The 17,812-nt window shown below is 75.3% G+C and carries 11 protein-coding genes; 6 read left to right on the top strand and 5 right to left on the bottom strand.

Annotated features, from left to right (window positions below):
* Positions 1 to 232 precede the first annotated feature (232 nt).
* A complete protein-coding gene (locus tag WMF20_RS30190; protein WP_437605347.1) occupies positions 233 to 3,322 on the bottom strand; it encodes a hypothetical protein in 3,090 nt (1,029 codons plus the stop codon).
* On the bottom strand, positions 3,319 to 6,537 hold the full coding sequence (locus tag WMF20_RS30195; RefSeq protein WP_437605348.1) for a hypothetical protein: 3,219 nt from the start codon (positions 6,535 to 6,537) through the stop codon (positions 3,319 to 3,321). Before WMF20_RS30195 ends, WMF20_RS30190 begins: the two co-directional genes overlap by 4 nt.
* A 192-nt stretch (positions 6,538 to 6,729) precedes the next feature.
* Here WMF20_RS30195 and mug point away from each other — a divergent pair, with 192 nt between their 5' ends.
* Positions 6,730 to 7,242 (top strand): G/U mismatch-specific DNA glycosylase, encoded by a 513-nt coding sequence (gene mug, locus WMF20_RS30200; RefSeq protein ID WP_437617187.1) that lies wholly within the window; start codon positions 6,730 to 6,732, stop codon positions 7,240 to 7,242.
* 172 nt (positions 7,243 to 7,414) lie between these two features.
* Here the strand turns inward: mug and WMF20_RS30205 are convergent, their stop codons facing one another.
* The gene (locus WMF20_RS30205) at positions 7,415 to 7,927 is read right to left on the bottom strand and encodes a hypothetical protein (RefSeq protein WP_437605349.1); all 513 of its coding nucleotides are present in this window, start codon (positions 7,925 to 7,927) and stop codon (positions 7,415 to 7,417) included.
* A gap of 362 nt (positions 7,928 to 8,289) precedes the next feature.
* Here WMF20_RS30205 and WMF20_RS30210 point away from each other — a divergent pair, with 362 nt between their 5' ends.
* The 4 genes from WMF20_RS30210 (at position 8,290) to WMF20_RS30225 (ending at position 13,129) form a co-directional block, all read left to right on the top strand.
* Positions 8,290 to 10,800, top strand: a complete 2,511-nt coding sequence (locus WMF20_RS30210; RefSeq protein WP_437605350.1) for a PAS domain S-box protein — start codon at positions 8,290 to 8,292, stop codon at positions 10,798 to 10,800.
* 234 nt (positions 10,801 to 11,034) lie between these two features.
* The gene (locus WMF20_RS30215) at positions 11,035 to 11,607 is read left to right on the top strand and encodes an OmpA family protein (protein ID WP_437605351.1); all 573 of its coding nucleotides are present in this window, start codon (positions 11,035 to 11,037) and stop codon (positions 11,605 to 11,607) included.
* Between the two features lie 471 nt (positions 11,608 to 12,078).
* On the top strand, positions 12,079 to 12,570 hold the full coding sequence (locus WMF20_RS30220; RefSeq protein ID WP_437605352.1) for a YtxH domain-containing protein: 492 nt from the start codon (positions 12,079 to 12,081) through the stop codon (positions 12,568 to 12,570).
* Between the two features lie 10 nt (positions 12,571 to 12,580).
* A complete protein-coding gene (locus tag WMF20_RS30225) occupies positions 12,581 to 13,129 on the top strand; it encodes a hypothetical protein (RefSeq protein WP_129577679.1) in 549 nt (182 codons plus the stop codon).
* 352 nt (positions 13,130 to 13,481) lie between these two features.
* Here the strand turns inward: WMF20_RS30225 and WMF20_RS30230 are convergent, their stop codons facing one another.
* Complete coding sequence (locus WMF20_RS30230) at positions 13,482 to 14,600, bottom strand: CBS domain-containing protein (protein WP_437605353.1); 1,119 nt, start codon at positions 14,598 to 14,600, stop codon at positions 13,482 to 13,484.
* 406 nt (positions 14,601 to 15,006) lie between these two features.
* The gene (locus tag WMF20_RS30235) at positions 15,007 to 16,188 is read right to left on the bottom strand and encodes a mechanosensitive ion channel family protein (protein ID WP_437605354.1); all 1,182 of its coding nucleotides are present in this window, start codon (positions 16,186 to 16,188) and stop codon (positions 15,007 to 15,009) included.
* Positions 16,189 to 16,587: 399 nt separating this feature from the next.
* On the opposite strand from WMF20_RS30235, the gene WMF20_RS30240 reads away from it, so the two are divergent.
* Positions 16,588 to 17,259, top strand: a complete 672-nt coding sequence (locus tag WMF20_RS30240) for a hypothetical protein (RefSeq protein ID WP_437605355.1) — start codon at positions 16,588 to 16,590, stop codon at positions 17,257 to 17,259.
* The last annotated feature ends 553 nt before the right edge of the window (positions 17,260 to 17,812 follow it).

The raw sequence follows: 17,812 nt of genomic DNA on the forward strand, positions 1-17,812 counted from the left end.
TGCGCTCTCGCGTAGGTCACCGTCCTGCCGAGACCGCCGCCCTGCGCTCTCGCGTAGGTCACCGTCCTGCCGAGACCGCCGCCCTGCGCTCTCGCGAAGGTCCACCGTCCTGCCGAGACCACCGCCCTGCGCTCTCGCGAAGGTCCACCGTCCTGCCGAGACCACCGCCCTGCGCTCTCGCCAAGGCGCTGCTCCGCCGAGCGCCGCGCGCCCGCCTCAGCGCACGATCGCCTCAGCGCCCCCTCACGACCGCCGTGCACTGCACCGGCTGCCGCACCTCCTGGCCGGGCTGGACGAGCACGAGCGTGCCGCCGCCAGCTTCCCGCGCCGGCTCGCCGCGATCGCCGCGCCGGGCCGCGGGCGGCGGCCCCGCGAAGCGCGCGACGAGCTTCTTCACGACGCCGGGCGGCTCGTAGAAGCCGAGGTCGGCCTCGTAGCGCTCGTCCCGCACGTTGAGCTCCACGGCGTCGAGGCACGCGCGATCGCGCGACCACCGGATCACCGCGACGCCCGCCGTCCCGGCCTCGGCGACCCCCGGCAGCGCGCCGGGCGCGAGGCCGATCTCCGTGTCGAACGGCAGGGCCACGCGCGCCTCCCCGCGGCGCGGGGCGCACGACGGCGCGCTGCCCGCGACGAGCTCGCCGAGCGGCGCGAGCGCCTCCTCGGGGCCCAGCTCGCCGAGCTCCGGATCGACCGGCGAGAGCACCGCGCCGCCGTCGCCGGCGACCGCCACCGCGACCGGCGCGCCCCCGCGCGCGCCCGCGCCGAAGGCGAAGCTCGCCTGCGGCCCCGCCATCGGCGCGGCGCGCTGCACGTAAAGCTCCCGCAGCGCCCCGCTCCCGGACGACGGCCGCGCGCTCGCCGGCGCGCCGCGCGCCGCCCCGGCCTCCCCGCGCAGGTCGACCGCGCTCACCGCGAGGCCGTCGTACCGGGGGCTCAGGAACACCGCGCGATCGCCGAGATCGACGCCGATCGAGGGCTGCGGGGCGCAGCCGCCGATCGGCCGCGTCACGCGCGCGGCGTCGAGCAGGCCGGCGAGGCACGCCTCCTTCGGGCCGACCGCGATCGGCGCCACGCGGCCGTCGCGATCGATCGCGAGCCCGACCTGCGCCTCGTAGGGTCGGTACGCGAGCTGGGACAGCTCGGCGCCCGCGACCGGCACGCTCGCGCGGCGGAGCTCGGCGCGCAGATCGAGCGGTGCGATCCAGGCGAGCTCCGCGTCGGCGGGGGCCGCGGGCAGCGCGCCGCCGACGGGCGGCAGCGTCAGCACCCCGAGGGTGCCGAGCCGCAGCGGGCTCGCCGTGCGCAGGCGCCGCGCGGCCACCGCGCCGAACCCGTGCGACTCCGGCACGCGCGCGGCGGCGATCGGCCCGGCGAAGCGGCACGCGAGCCGCGCGAGGGGCGGCGGGGCCGGCGGCCGCGGCGGCCTGTCGCGCTCGCGCCGCGGGGACGGCTCCGCCGCGGCCGCGTCGGACGGCGACGCCGCGCGCGCCCCGCCGCCCCTCGCGGCCGACACCCACCCGAGCCGGAGGAACGGGCCGAGGCGGCACCCCACCGCGGAGCAGCCCGAGAGCCGCGCCGCCGCGCCGCCCGGCGGCGGCGCGACCGGCGTCCACCGCCTCCCCCGATCGATCGTCTCGAAGAGCCCGCCGTCCTCCGTCTCGACGAGCGCGAACGGGCCCGACGCTTCGAGCGAGCTCGCGCGCGCCGGCAGCGGGAGGCGGCGCAGCCGGCCGGCGGCGTCGATCGCGATCGGCGCGAGGCCGACCGCGCCCTGCGCGGGGAGCCAGCCCTCGACGGCGCCGTCCGCGCGCGCGGCGAGCGCGCGCGAGAGCAGCCCGGGCCGCCCGTCGCCGTACGAGGGCAGGTGGAGCGGCGGCTCGCTGCGCGCGAACCGCACGACGCGCAGCGCGCCGCGCACCTCGACGCGCTCGCCGTCCGGCAGGAACGCGCCGGGGCGCGCGACAAGGGCGACCGCGCCCCCGCCGCCGCGCGGGATCCAGGCGATGACGTCGGTCGCGTCCGCCGGATCGAGGCGGTGCTCGACCCAGACGCCCGGCCCGCGCCGCACGCAGAGCACCGCGCTCTCGGGCGCCGCGCCGCCGGCGAACGCCGCGGGCGCGATCGCGCGGAGATCGAGCCGCGGCCTCGGCAGCCCCTCGCACGGCCCGAGGTAGCCGAGCGCCTCGCCGTCGACGCCGACGAAGCGGCCGGCCTCCCGCTCCGGCTCGGGCCGGAGCTCGAACGCGCGCTCCAGCCGGAGCGCGCGCGGGCCGCGCGCGTCGCTCGATAGGTCCACGACGCTCGCGCGATCCGGGCCGGCGCAGACGGCGAGCAGCGCGTCGCTCGCGCGGAACGGCGCGCACTCCCCGCTGCCGGGCGGGAGCGGCGCGACGGACGACGCGCGGCCGGTCGCGAGATCGATGCGGCCGACGGCGCCGTCCGCGGCGATCACGGCGCCGCCGTCGTCGAGCGGCAGGCCCGCGGCGACGGCGTCCGCGAGCCGATCGAAGGCGGCGCCGGGGAGCCACGCGGCGTAGGCGTCGGCGTCGGCCGGCGGCCGCGCGCGCGGGGCGCGGGGCGCGCCGAGGCGCCCGCCCGCGTCGACGGCGCGCTCGAGGCCGCCGCGGAGCGAGGCGACGATCTCCTCGCCGCGGACCTCGAGCGCGATCGCGCCGCCGATCTCCGCGGTGACGTCGCGGTAGGAGGCGCCCGCGTCCAGCGTGAGGAGCGCGCGCCCGAAGACGGTCAGGCCGAGCGCGCGGCGGTCGCTCGACGCCACGGCCGCGACGAGCGACGGCAAGCCGAGCGGCCGCAGCGCGCCGGTCGCGCCCTGGACGGCGAAGCTCCCGGCCGACGTGATCAGGCCGACGCCGTCGAGCCACGGGAACACGCCGGCGACGCCGCCCGGCAAGGTCGCGCGCTTCTGGAGCTCCCCGGCGAAGGTGGTCGCCGTGTAGATGTCGCCGCCGCTCCAGAACACGTAGCGCGGCCCGGCCTGCGCCCAGGCCGGGAACGCCGCGCCGCCGGCGAGCTCCGGGCCGCCGGCGCCGAGCGGCTCGATCCGCTCGAGGCCGTGCAGCTCGACGCGCCGCCCGCTCACCACGGCCCTGTCGATCTCCTCGCCGCCGACGACCGCGCGCTCGACGAGGCCCTGCGCCGCCTGCGCGACGTACCGGGCAGGGCCGAGCGCGACGACGGCGGGGGCGCGGCGCGGCGGCTCCGGCGCGGCGGGCGGCCCGGGCGCCGGCTCGGCCGCGCCGCAGGCCGCGAGCGCCGGCGCGGCGAGGAGCGAGAGCCGCCCGAGGGCGCGCGGCGTCACTCGTCGCCCGACCTGGCGCCCGCGGCGCACGAGAGCCGCTGCATCGTCGACGCCGTCCGCAGCACCCCTTCGCCCCGCCCCGCCCCGCCCCCCTGCCCCCGCGGCGCCGTCCACCGCGCGATCAGCGCCGCGTCCGCCGCCGCCTCGCCCCGCCGCCTCGAGTCGGCGACCGCGAGGTGCAGCGCCTCCAGACACACGCGCTCGCGCCCCCAGCGCACCGCCGCGATGCCCTGGTCGCCGAGCGCGATCGCGGGCAGCGCCCGCCGATCGAGGCGCAGCGCGCGCTCCGGATCGAGCGTCACGAGCGCGCGCCACGCGCCCCGCATGGCGCGGCAGCGCGCGTCGCTCGCGGCGGTCAGCGTCGACCAGGGCGCCAGCGCGTCCACCTCGCCCGCCGTCCCGGCCAGGCGATCGAGCGCCGCGGCCCCCGCGGTCTCGGGCGCGGGGCCGTCGAGCACCAGCACGCCGGCCTCCCCGTCGTCGCGCCGGGCGAGCGCCATCGGCCGGCCCCGCAGCTCCTCGCGATCGAGCCCCACGATGCGCGCGGGCTGCCGGGGCTCCGGCCCGTGCTCCTCGATGGCCGCGCGGCGCCGGTGCTCGCCGAGCACGAGGGCGCGGCCCGGGCCGAGCAGGAGACCGGGGGCCCGCCCCGCGGACCCGTCCACGGGGCTCCGGCGCGGCTCGAGCGCGGGGAGCGCCCGCGCGCCCTCGGGGCCGAGCAGCAGCTCGCCCGCCTCGGCGACGACGAGCAGCGCGGCCTCGCCGCCCGGCGCGAGCAGCGGCACCGCCGCGGCCCGCTGCGCGCCGCGCCTGCCGCTCGGCGCGAGCGCGGTCGCGTTCAGCCGCAGCGCCTCGCCGCGCAGATCGAACGGCAGGCGAACCACGACGCTGTGCGTCCGGAGCGCCGCGGCCTTCGGACCGCCTCGCCCCCGCGTCGCGCCGCCCTTCCCCGGCGCCGCGCCCTCCGGCGGCGCCTCCTCGGACAGCGGCGGCGGCGCGTCGTCGGCCGGCGGCGCAGCGCGCTCGGGCTCCGGCGCGTCGGCGACGATCTCCAGCGTGTCGCCGTACGGCGTCGCCACGGTCCATCGCTCCGATCCCGCCGCGGACGCCGCGCCCGGGAGCGGCGCCGGCAGGCCGACCGGCGCGCACGACAGCACCGGCAGCCCCGCCGCCCCCTGCGGCTGGCCGCCGTCCGGGCACGCCCCCGCGCCCGCCCCGCCCGCCTCCGCTCCCCCGCATCCGGACCCCGGCGCGGCGGCGACGGCCGGCGACGGCTCGCCCGCGCCCCAGCCGAGCCGCACCCCGCCGACCAGCGCGCAGCCGAGCGCGGAGCAGGCGCCCTGGAACGACGACGGCGTCACCGGCGAGCGCCCCGCGGCGCGCCACGTCCGGCCGTGATCGAGCGTCTCGTGGAGCTCCCCGCCGCGCGTGACGAGCACGCCGTGATCGCCGGTCACCACCATCCCCGCCGGCTCCGGCGGCAAGGCGCGCGGCGAGATCGCCCCGTCCGCCGCGATCGTGACGCCGAGGCTCGCCTGCCCGACGGGATCGGGCCACTCGATCGACGACAGCCACCCGTCGACCCCGCCGTCGTCGCGCGCGCGGAAGCGCCGGTCGACGAGCACCCGCGCCCCGTCGCGCGGGGGCGGCGTCCAGTACCAGCCGGGGGGGCGCGCCCCGAGCTGCACGACCCGCGCGCCCCCCTCGTCGCGCCAGAGCCGCGCGCCGACCGGCGCCGGCAGCGCGCCGCCCTCGCCCTGCAGCAGCGCGACCGCGCTCCCGTCCCGGCGCGGCGCCCAGCCGACCAGCGACTCCGCCTCGCCGAGCTCGATCGCGCGCTCCACCCAGGCGCCCGGGCCGCGCCGCACGCAGATCCGCGGGTGGACCACGACCTCGCCGTAGCGGCGATCGCGCTCCTCGTCGCCCACGAGCCGCGGCGACGCCGCGCAGCCGCCGACGTAGCCGACCGCGCCGCCGTCGTCGGCCACGAAGAACCCCTCGTCGCTGAAGGCGCGCTCGACGAGCGGCGCCTCGCCGCGCTCCGAGCGCAGCACGTAGCTGCCGTAGCCCTCGTAGTCGTCCCACGCGCACAGGAAGAGCAGCCCGTCCTCCGCGCGCATCGGCGCGCAGTCCAGCCCGTCCGGGAGCCAGCCGGCGAGCCGCTCGCGCGTCGCGCCCGTGCGCGCGTCGATCCGCGCGACCCCGCCCTCGAACACCCCGAGCGCGGTCCCGTCGGGCAGGAGCGCGCCGGCCGAGACGGCCGCCTCGAGCGGCGCGAGCTGCGCGCGCTCCTCGAGGGCCAGCGCCTCGCGCTCACCGGCCCGGCCGCCCGCGAAGAGCAGCTGGAACGAGCCGGCCGCCGACATCGCGCGGAGATCGCCGTCGGGCCGGCCGAGCGAGCCGTCCGGCAGCACGGCCACGCGCCCGAGCGCCGTGCCGAGCCACAGCGCGTCCGGCGCGGCGCCGAGGCCGCGCGCGCCGAGCCCGATCCGCCGGCCGGCGTCGACCCACGTCCTGCCGCCGTCCGCGGTCGTGGCCGCGCGGCCGAAGACGTCGAGGCGCACCGCGCGCTCCGCGTCGAGCGCGGCGAGATCGTGGATCGCCGGCGCCTCGAGCGCCCGGCCGCGGTCCTCGCCCGGCGGGAGCACGCGCGGCCCCTGCTCCGTGAAGATCACGACGCCGCCCAGGCCGTTCCTGGCGCCCCGCACCGCGCGGGCGCCGCCGCCGAGCGCCACCTCCGCGAGCGGCCCCGTGAAGCCGCGCGACCGGAACGCCCTGCGCCGGGTCCAGTGGAGGAAGCCCCCGCCGAGGTGGGGCGCGATCGCGAGCGACCCGACGACGGGATCGCCGGACGCCCACAGATCGGGCTCCCACGCCGCCGCGACGACGCGCCCGCCCCCGCCGAGCTCGAGCCGCGCGCCCGCCGCGACGACGCGATCCACGACGGCCGCGTCCGGCCCGCCGTGCGTCACGCGGAACACGTCCGCGAGCCCCTGGACGTAGCGGGGCGCCGCGCCGGCCGCGACAAAGGCGCCCCACGCGCCCGGCGCGCCCGACACGCGCGACACACCTGCGTCCGCAGCGCGCGCGCCGTACGCCGGCCGAGCGGCCCCCGCGGCGCCGCGCGCGGGGGCCGGCTCGGGCGCGCGCGCGCAGGCGGCCGCGAGCAGCGCCGTGAGCAGACCGAGCGAGCGCGCCAGCATCGGGGAAGGCACGACGGTATCCGCTGTACCGCCCCCGTCCAGAGCCGATTCACCTCCTCCAGCCGACAGCCGCGCTCGCCCCGCGCGCCGCCGTCGTAAGCTGCGCCCCGCCGCGCCCCGCGCTCGCCCCGAAAGCCCGTGTCCACCCCTCGCCGACCCCGAAGGCCCACCCGCGAAGAGATCCTCGCCGCCGCCGGCAAGACGGTGCCGGACGTCATCGCCCCCGGCCTCCACGTCCTCTTCTGCGGCATCAACCCGGGCCTCTACACGGCCGCCGTCGGGCACAACTTCGCCCGACCGGGCAACCGGTTCTGGCCGGCGCTGCACGCCGGCGGGTTCACCGATCGCGTGCTCTCTCCGTTCGAGGAGCGCGAGCTGCTGAAGCTCGGTTACGGGATCACCAACGTGATCGAGCGAGCGACCGCATCGGCCGATGAGCTCTCCGCCGACGAGCTCGCCGCCGGCGGAGAGCGGCTGGCGGCCAGAGTGCGGCGCTACCGCCCCCGCTTCCTCGCCGTGCTCGGGATCGGCGCCTACCGGAGCGCGTTCGGCAGGCCCCACGCCGCGCCCGGCCCGCAGCGGGAGACGCTCGACGCGACGAGGATCTGGGTGCTGCCGAACCCGAGCGGGCTCAACGCCAGCTACCAGCCGGAAAAGCTCGCAGCGATGTTCCGCGCCTTGCACGACGCGGTCATGTCTGCCCCCGTCTCTCCGTGAGCCGCCGAGCGCGCCGACTCCGTTCTCCCGAAAGGTGGTGCCCCGTCTGCCACCGTCGCGCGACATCCGTGCTCCGCCGACTCGGCTCCTCCCGCTCAGGCCAGCTCGGCGGCCGCGGGCGACAGGCGTGCTCCCCGCCGCCGCGCGCTCGCCGCCTCGCCCGCATTCGCGCCTACTCGGGCAGCGCGCTCTCCTCTTCCTGAGGCACCTTCGCGCGGGCGCTGCGGGCCTCTTCCCGCAGGGCCGCGAGGCCGGGCGGCCCCTCGGGCGAGCGCGCGCCGCGGTTGCTCACCGCGGCGAGCCAGGCCATCGGCGAGTCGGGCGTCCTCGGCGTGACGAGGAGGACCCCGCGGGTCGCGTAGCGCGAACAGCCGTCCTCGCACACGGGCAGCACGAGGCGGAGCCCGCCGCCGCCGCCTTGGCTCACGAGCGGCGCGACGCGCATCTCCGCCGGCGGCGGCGCGAAGGCGGCGAGCATCGTTCGCTCGACCAGCGCCACGAACGTCCCTCGAGACGTCGCGGGCGGCTCCGGCGCCGGCATCGCGGCGCGCGCCGACGCGTCGGGCCGGCTCGGCGGGAGCGCGAAGAGCCCCGCCCCGTCGGCCGCGTTCGCCGGCGACGGCGCGCTCGCCAGCGCGCCCGCGAGCGCGAAGGCGAACGAAGCCAGCTTGAGTCCGAATCGCATAGGTGCTCCCTCGGCGAAGCATCCAGCAGGCCCCATGCCAGCCACGCGCGGCCCGCCGCCGCGGCGCGGCGCCCGCGGTGCTGTCCGCTCCGCTCGCCGCGCGTGACGGATCGCCACAACGTGGTGCAAGTCGTACGAGGCACGAGGCACGAGGCACGAGACACGACGCACGAGGCGCGCGGCCCCCGAGGCGCCCGGCCCCGTGCAGCGCAGCGCCGCGGCCAGTGACCGCGCGGCCGGTGAACCAACGTTCGACCCTCCGCCGCGGCCGTGCGAGCGCCGCTTTCGCTTGCCAGACGGTCCGCGCGCCGTTAACCGTCATCGTTATGCCCGACCGAAGGCCAGGGCAGAGCCCTTACGAGATGAAGGCCCCTCTCCAGCCTGGCGCCCCCCTTCCCGCGACGCCGTCCGAGCCCGTCGCGAGCATTCTGCTCGTCGACGATCACCGCCCCAACCTCCTCGCCCTCGAGGCCGTGCTCGATCCGCTGCGCCAGCGGCTCGTCACCGCGCAATCCGGCGAGGAGGCGCTCGAGCACCTGAGCCGCGAGGAGTTCGCGCTGATCCTCATGGACGTGAAGATGCGCGGGATCGACGGCTTCGAGACGGCCGCCCGCGTGAGGGGGCTCGATCGGGCGAGGCACACGCCGATTATCTTCATCTCGGGTCTGCCGGAGGACGAGGATCGACTGTATCGCGGCTACCGCGAGGGCGCGGTCGATTATGTCGTCAAGCCGTTCAATCCCGACATCCTCCGCGCCAAGGTGGCCGTCTTCGTCGAGCTGCACCGCAGGGCCGAGCAGATCAAGCGGCAGGAGGCGGCGCTCCGCGAGCTGGAGCGCCAGGCGAGCGACGAGGTGTTCCGGCGCATCATGGACACCAGCATGATGGGCCTGCTCTTCAGCGACTACGAAGGGCGCGTCCTCGAGGCGAACGACTGCTTCCTCTCGATGGTCGGCTACACCCGCGAGGACATCAAGGCGGGCTTGCTCACCTGGCAGCAGCTCTCCCCGCCGGAGTACGAGCACGTGCACCACGACGCGGTGAACGAGCTGAGCCTCCGCGGCGCCACGAAGCAGTTCGAGAAGGAGTACATCCGCAAGGACGGCAAGCGCGTGGCGGTCCTCGTCGGCTCCGCCCGCATCGAGACGCAGAAGCGCAACCTCACCTACGTGCTCGACATCAGCGAGCGCAAGCGCGCCGAGGCCAACGTCAGCCTCCTCGCGGGCGCGGGCGAGATCCTCTCGTCCTCGCTCGATTTCCGCGAGACGCTCGGGCAGCTCGCCCGGCTCGCCGTCCCCCTCCTCGCCGACTGGTGCGCGGTGGACATCCAGGCGCAGGACGGCGTCATCCAGCGCGTCGCCGTCCAGCACACCGACCCCGAGAAGGTGACGCTCGTCCAGCAGATCGAGGAGAAGTACCCCGTCGATCCCGCGGCGAGCCGCGGGGTGCCGAAGGTGCTCCGGACCGGCGAGACCGAGTGGTCCTCTGACATCTCGGAAGCGCTGCTCGTCGAGAACGCGCGGGACGAGGAGCACCTCCGGATGGCGCGCGAGCTCGGCCTCCGGTCGTACCTGGTCGTGCCGCTGGCGGCGCGCGGGCGCGTCCTCGGCGCGATCACGCTCGCGCACGCGGAGTCGGGCCGGCGCTACACGAAGGCCGACGTGCAGTTCGCCGAGGAGCTCGCCCGGCGCGCCGCGCTCAGCGTCGACAACGCGCTGCTGTTCGAGCGCGAGGTCACGGTGCGCAAGGAGGTCGAGACGCTCGCGGAGGAGCTGAAGCACAGCGAGGCGCAGTTCCGGCTGCTCGCCGAGACGATGCCGCAGCTCGTGTGGACCAACCGCCCTGACGGCCACCACGAGTACTTCAACCAGCGCTGGTACGACTACACCGGGCTGACCGCCGAGGACACGGGGGGCGAGGGCTGGAGCCGGATCATCCACCCCGAGGAGCACGAGCGGGCGATCGAGACGTGGCGGCAGGCGCTGCGCACGGGCGAGCCGTACGAGAGCCAGTGCCGGCTCCGGCGCGCCGACGGGGTCTACCGCTGGTTCATCGGCCGGGCGGTCGCGGCGCGCGACGGGTCGGGCCGCATCGTCCGGTGGTTCGGCACGTACACGGACATCGACGATCAGAAGCGCGCCGAGGAGGAGCGGCAGCGGCTCGTGCAGGCGCTGGAGCGCAGCAACAAGGAGCTCGATCAGTTCGCGTACGTCACGAGCCACGACCTCAAGGCGCCGCTCCGCGGCATCGCCAACCTCTCGCAGTGGATCGAGGAGGACCTGAACGACAAGATGACGTCGGAGAGCCGGAAGCAGCTCGATCTGCTCCGCGGGCGCGTCCACCGGCTCGAGAACCTCATCGACGGCATCCTGAGCTACTCGCGGGCGGGCCGCGTCCGGGAGAAGCCCGAGGCGATCGACGTCGGCAAGCTCCTCCGGGAGATCGTCGAGCTGCTCGCGCCGCCGCCCGAGACGCGGGTGGAGATCGCCCCCGACATGCCCGTCCTGGTCACCGAGCGCGCGCCGCTCCAGCAGACGTTCCTGAACCTCATCAGCAACGCGCTGAAGCACGCGGGCCGCGCCGATCCGGAGGTCCGGATCGGCGCGCGGGACGCCGGCCCGTTCTGGGAGTTCTCGGTCTCGGACAACGGGTCGGGCATCGCGCCCGAGTACCACGACCGGATCTGGGGCATCTTCCAGACGCTGAAGGCGCGCGACAAGGTCGAGGGCACGGGCATCGGCCTGTCGGTCGTGCAGAAGATCGTCCAGAGCAAGGGCGCGCGCGCGTGGGTCGAGTCCGCCGTCGGCGCCGGCGCCACCTTCCGGTTCACCTGGCCGAAGCTCGAGGCCAGGGAGCCCTCCTCGCCGGGCTGATCCGGCCGGGTCCCGCGGCCCGCGCGTGACGCGGCGCCGCGCGCGGCCCGAGGGAGCGCCTCTCGGCCGCGCGGCGCGGCTTCCGGCTCGGCACGGAGTTTGAACTACCCACCGCGGTACAACAGGCGGCTCGAGGCGATGCGCGCCGCGGATGGCGGGACCGGGAAGGCACCGTTCCTTCCTTCGGCGCCGTGTCGTTGCCTCTCGGGCCGCAACCTCGAAAGGAGGGTCTCCATGCCGTCGGTGTTCCACCTGCCCAGGCTCTGCCTGGGCGCGCTTGCGATCTCGCTGCTCTCCGCGTGCGCCGCGGCCCCGCCTGTGGAGCAGGCGCGGGCCGAGCCGAGGTTGCCCAACCCGGGCCCCGATGGGGTCTACAAGGTCGAGTGGCCCGATCTGCGGGAGGGCGAAGATCGATTCATCCGGCTCACCCTCGGCGAAGACATCGCCGATGTCTGCCGGCTGCCCAAGACGAACTTCGCCTTCGACTCGGCCGAGCCGCTGCCCCAGGATCACCTGGAGCTCCGCGCCATCGTCGACTGCCTGCTCACCTCCAACCTCAAGGACGTGAGGATAGAGCTCGTCGGCCGGGCCGATCCGCGGGGTACGCAGGCCTACAATCAGGATCTCTCGCTTCGTCGCGCCGCGCGGGTGAAGGAGATCCTCGTGCAGGAGGGCATCCCTGCGGACCGCGTCTCGGTGCGCGCGACGGGCGCGTCCGAGGCGGTCGGAAATCAGCCGATGTACTCCTACGGCTACGACCGCCGGGTCGACGTCGTGCTCCTCGGCGTCCCCCACTCCCCCCGGTGAGCGGGGCGCGCCCGCTGCGGATACGGGCCCATCTCGACGTTTTCGGTGCTCGGCGTACAAGAGTACGCCTGTGCGCCGAAAACGCCGATCTGGGCCCGTCTCCTGTGCGGGCGAGCCCCGCTCGGCGGGCGTGGATCAGGGCGGGCGGGGGCGCATCTGCCTTCCTGGTCACGTTTCCCGATAGACCATCTTCCGTTTGCGACGGTGCGACGGTGCGGCGGGCTGCCGCGGCGGCGCGGCGGCCTGCGCGCGGGCCCTGGGGGGGCTCACCGGCGGCGTGGACTGGGGGTGTGGGCGCGCGAGGCGCGGCACGACAGATGTGGCATTTCGTCACGGAGGCGTCACGGTGAGGGGGTGCGGCTGCGGGGACAGGCGGGCCGTACAGCGCGGTCTGCTGGTTGGTCCGGGGCCTGCAATGCATCCCCTTCACGAACCGGCGGACGTCATGTCCGTCACAAGGAGACAAGAGCCATGACGAGACTGAATGACGCGGTGGGGACTGCGAAGGGTGTGTACGAGTCGGCGGCTGCCGGGGCGGGCGTCGCGGCGACGACGGCCAAGACGACGGCGTTCGACGTCGCGAAGGCGGTCGCCGGGATCGCCGCGACCGTCGGGGCGCTCGGCTTCGACGACGTGCTCGGCTGGGTCGGCCTCGCGCGCAAGCGGAGCCCGCTCACGACGCTCGCGTTCTTCGGCGCCGGCATCGCGGTGGGCGCGGGCGTGGCCATGCTGCTCTCGCCGACGTCCGGCGAGGCGCTGCGCCGTGACATCCTGAACCGCCTCGACGGCCTCAAGCGCCAGGCGACGCGCGGGGTCGAGCAGGCCGAGCGCAAGGTCCAGGACAAGGTCGGCGGCGCGGTCGACGCGGTGAAGGGCGCGGTCTCGTCCGAGACCGGGAACTCGCATTACGGGATGGAGGGCGGGCGAGCCCAGGGCGGCGAGAGCGGTCACCACCTGAGCTGAGGCGCCGGCCGTGTGGCTCGAAGCCATCATCACGCGGGAGGATCTCGCCCAGGTCTTGGGCGAGTTCCTCCCTGTGAAAATTCACCTGGACGACGATGAGAAGACCGACCGCTGGCTCTACCTCGGCAAGGCGACCGAGATCACCTTGGTCGAGGACATGGGCCTGCGCGTCACCTGTCCCGCGGAGCTGAAGTGGTCCATCGTTGGCGTGAACCCCACCATCAAGCTCGACGAGCTCCGGGTGATGATCACCCCGGAGATCATCGAGAGGAACAAGGGGAACGTCCTCGCGTTCAACGTCGAGCTCGAGGAGGCCGACATCCGCGGCATCCCCTCGATCATCGACCACACCATCATGAGGGCCGTCAACTCGGCGCTTGCGAACAAGAAGCCTGAGTGGAACTTCACGAAGACGCTCACGCACACCGTAGGTCTCCCCTCCAACCTCGAGCCGATCGAGGGGCTGCACATCGGGGTCGCCTGGGGCAAGCGGCGTATCAGTCAGGACGCGCTGGTGCTCGTGGTCTCCTTCAAGCTCAATTTCGTGCGAAACGATTGAGGCTCCGCCTCTCAGGGACAATCCCCGACGCCCCGCCCCCCGTCTCCGGTGGGCGGGGCGTTTTCGATCGCCCGACGAGTGTTGATGGGCGCCACTCGTCCGCCGGAGGGGGTATTGGTGGGCCGGCCCGGCGCGGGGGATGGGCCGATTGGATCACCCCCAGGCCCCGGAGGGGGTGTTTGTGGTGCGGCCCGGCGCGGGGGATGGGCCGATGTCTGAGCCCGGGATGTTACCTCTCCGGCGCTTGCGCCGGAGAGGTAACATCCCGGGCGAGTTCGGCGGGGCCCCCGCGCCGGGCCGCACCACAAACACCCCCTCCGGGGGCCGTTCAGCCCGGCAGAGCCTCTCTCGCCTACCCCGCCTGCGCCGCCAGCCGGATCCTCCCGAGCCTCCCCCCGCGCCCCCGCGTGAGCGCCCCCGCGATATCCGAGTGCTTCACGAGCCCCAGGTAGCTCTCCCCGTCGAACACCGCGACCACCGGCGTGTTCTTCTCGACCATCTTCCGCCCCACCTCGTCGAGCGACACGTCCGCCGCCACCCGCGGCACATCGCAGCGCATGATCCACGCGATGAACGCCCCCTCCTCGCCGGCCGCCAGCGCGCGCATCACGTCCGTGCGCGTCACGATCCCGATCACCCGATCCTCGTAGACCACCGGGAAATCGGGCTCCTGGCTCGCCAGGATGCGCCGCGCCGCATCGCCCACGAGCTCGCCGGGCCACAGCTGGACCGCCCGGCCCTCGAGCCGACGCGCCTCGGACGACGCGACAGGCGCCCTCGCCGCCTGCGCCGCGCTCCACTCCCGCCGCGCCCCAAGGAACAGCAGCGCCGACAGCAGCGCGATGAAGAGCTGGCCGCCGATCAGGGCGATGAAGAACAGCACGCCCGCCATCGCCTGCCCGAGCGTCGCCGCCAGCGACGTCGCGAGCCAGGTGCCGGTGAGCGGCGACAGCGTCTCGCGCAGCACCCGCCCCCCCTCGAGCGGCAGCGCGGGCAAGAGCCCGAGCATCGCGATCCCGAGGTTCGCGCTGGCGATCCACACGACCGCCGTCTCGCGCGACGGCGCCTCGACGGCCTGGAGCACGGACGCCCACCGGAGCTCCCCCGCCCCGTGCGGGGCCCCGGCCGCCAGGAAGACGATCACGGCCAGCGCGAAGTTCGCCGCCAGGCCGAGCGCCCCGCCCTGCGCCCACCCCGCGTCCGGCCGCGAGCGCCTCGCGATCGCCCCGATCGGCGAGAGCAGCACCTCGCTCACCCGCATGCCGAGCTGCCGCGCCACGACCCCGTGGACGAGCGCCTGCAGCGCCACGCACCCGAGCAGCGCCGCCCCCAGCGCGCAGCCGAAGAGCGCGCCGCTCCCGCCGTGCCGCGCCCCCCACTGGAGCGCCCCGATCGGGATGAGCAGGCCGAACGCCGCGTGCGCAACAACATCGATTCCGCCAACCCGCGTGATCCTGATGACCCAATTCATGGCGCGTTGCTCCTGGACTCCCGCGCAGGCAACTGCACAGAGCGGGCGGGGCAGTTACGACCTGCCATGCCCCCATTCCCCCCAGGGGCCTGGCGAAACCTCGTCGCGCGGTCGACGGCTGACGGGCCAATTGACGGATCTTTCTATGTTCGCTGCAAAGCACATGCCGCTTTCCTGCGCCTGACGGCGAGCGGCACGACCCCGGCGCAGCGGGCGGGCCCCGGCGCGCGACGGAGCGCGCGGACAGGCGTGGAGGCCTGTTCCGCGCTTCGAACGTGTCATCGAGTCGACAGGAACGAGGCGGGACGCTCACGCGACCGTGACGCGCCGGAAGAGCGCGCCGACGTCCATCGCCCCAGCCTTGGCGTCGCGGTGTGGCGTTCCGCTACGTAGCGGGCGCGCACCGTCACAGCTTCACATCGGCCACCCCGTCGACCGCTCCAGCCCGCCGCGCGCGACCCGAGGCCGGACCACGCCGCTCGGCCGCCTCGGCGACCGGAGCCGCCCGCGAGAAGCGCTCCTGCGGCAGGTACATCCCCTCCTCGAGCTCCTGGACCCACCGGAGCATCTCCTCGCGAACCCAGCACCTCAGATCGAACAGCTGCCCAGCATCGCGGGCAGAGACGAGAAAACGCACCTCGATCGTGCGCTCTGTCACCTTCGTGACCTGGACGGCCTTTACCCGCTTGTCCCAGAGCTCGCTGTTCGGGAGGATGGACTCGAAGCGCCGCCGCACGGCGTCCACCGGCGTGCGGTAATCCACGTAGAGCTCGACGGTGCCCAGCTTCTCCGAGCCGTGCTTCGTCCAGTTCTGGAACGACTGGTCGAGGAGCCGCGCGGTGGGGACGATGAGCCGCCGCTCGTCCCAGATCTTCATGACCACGTGGGTCAGCCGGATCTCCTCGATCGTCCCGAACTCACCGTCCACCACGACCTTGTCGCCGAGATCGATCGGCCGGGTGAACAGGATGTGGAGGCCCGACAGGATCGCGCCCACCGGCTTCTGCGCCGCCAGGCCGAGCACGACGCCCGCGATGCCGGCCGAGGCCAGGAGCGACACGCCGACGTTCCTCACCGCCTCGAAGTTCAGGAGCACGAGCGCGCCCGCGACGATCACGATGACCACCCGCGCGACCCGCTCGAGCACGCGGGCCTGGGTGCGCAGGCCGCGGGACGACTCGCTCCCCTCCTCGAGGTGCCGCAGGGCGCGCGCGTCCAGCACCTCGGTGAGGATCCCGACGAGGCGCATGAGCAGCCACGCCACGCCGCCGATGAACAGCGCCGAGAGCAGCGATCGCAGATCGACCACGAGCTCCTGGCCGAGCCGCGTCATCTTGGCGAGGCCGGCCGTCAGGACGATCCCGAGACAAAGCGTCACGGGGCCAATTGCCGCGTCGAGCGTTCTTTCGTCCCATGGCGTCGCCGTCCGTCGCACGACGATCGAGCCGGCGCGCCGGAACAGGCCCACTGTCAGCCGAGCGAGCGCGAAGCCGACCGGAACGCTCGCCGCGACGATCACCCACTGCCATACGCCGTCCGCCGGGAGGCCCAGCCGGGCGCCGAGCGATTCAAAGTTCGAGTTCTGCATGGGTCTGCTCCTTCAACCAGCGCCGCGCGCCATCAGGCCAGGCCCCTCGGGGCACGGAATACCCCGCCGCGCCCCGCGAGCGCGACGAGATCAGGCCGTGAGGCCGCGAGGCGCGACGGGCTCATCCATCTTGTGTGCGGCGTCGCACGGCACAGGGCGTGCCGCCGAGTCCGTTCCCCACATTTCCCGCGGGATGTCCGGCACGCTCCGCGCGAGCCGCCGAGATCGCGATTGCACGGTGGAGGCAGCGTTGCCACGCTGCGACAAATCGCTACACCGCAGCTCTACGTCGTTCTTTGGCGTCCGTTCAAGGGGCCCGCGCTCGCGCGGCATGCGGTGTGCACCTGAGCTGGCCAAAGAATCGAGATCGGCTGAAGAAACGCGGCAAAGGACTCGTTTATGTCAGAGCGCAGAAGCCAGGTCGATGATTTCACGCGGCTCACCGAGGAGACGGAGCGGCTCGCGAGGCACGTCGAGGATCTCCGGCTCCGGATCGCCGCGACGACCGCGAAGCGGCGCGCATCGTCCGGCACGCTCCCTGCGCAGAGCGCCGCCGCCATCGAGGGGCCTCACGGCGCGCCCTCGGAGCGGCCGCCCCACGGCCCGATCTCGGAGCGGCCGCCCCACGGCGCGCCCTCGGAGCGGCCGCACCACGGATCGCTCTCGGAGCGGGTGTACCGATCGCTCTCGGACCGGCCCTATGACGCCGCCGAGCGGGCCCACGACCCTGCCGCGGAGCGGGCCCACGACGCCGCCTCGGAGCGCGCTTACGACGCCGCCCCGGAGCGCGCCTGTGACGCGCCGGAACGGCCGCACGACGCCGCGACGGAGCGGCCGCACGGCGGCGCGACGGAGCGGCCGCGGCCCCGTCACTCCCCGTTCCCCGAGCGCACCTCGTGCCTCGCGAACGTGTCGCGATGGCTGCCGCCGCTGAGGCCAGCGCGAGAGATCCTGGAATCGGGCATCCACGAGCGGATGGGAGAGGCTGGGCGCTACTGCATCGTCACGCCACGGAAGCAGCCCAGCGCTCTCCTGCCGAGACGCCGGCCCCCCAAGGCCGACGTGGCCTGAGGCAGCCCCTCGACCGATCCCGCAACAGCGCGCAACACCCGCGACCGGCACCAGCGCGCAACGCCCGCGACCCGCACAGCGCACAATGCCCGCACCGGCGCGCAACAGCCGCGCCTGCACGCAACGCCCGCGCCGGCACGCAACGCACCTCCCCGCCTCGCTCCTCGCCCTGGCCACACCGCCCCTCGCCACATCGCCCGCGACCTGCCACGGAATCCCACGAGAAGCGACCCGAGAAGCGCGCGGCGAGCGCGGCGCGATGCTTGCCCGGCTGCGCGCTTGCGTAGTATACGAACCCATGCTCCTGCGCGGTGGCGCAGGCGCACATGGCCACCGTGCCTCGAAGCCTGAACCCGATGGGACCCGACGGAATCTTCGCAGTCGGGCAGCGACAGCCCCGCCCTCCGGGCGGCGCGCGGCGTCCAGCGGAAGCCCGAGGCGGCCGACGATCCCGCCCCCCTGACGAGAGGGCCAGTCCTCCTCTCGCCCTCTCGCCGCCTCGCGATGGTGTCCCAGCCCCCGAGCGGCGCGCCGGGGCGCCTGATCCCACCGC

The sequence above is a fragment of the Sorangium sp. So ce834 genome (assembly GCF_051521425.1).
GTDB classification, from domain to species: domain Bacteria; phylum Myxococcota_A; class Polyangia; order Polyangiales; family Polyangiaceae; genus Sorangium; species Sorangium cellulosum_D.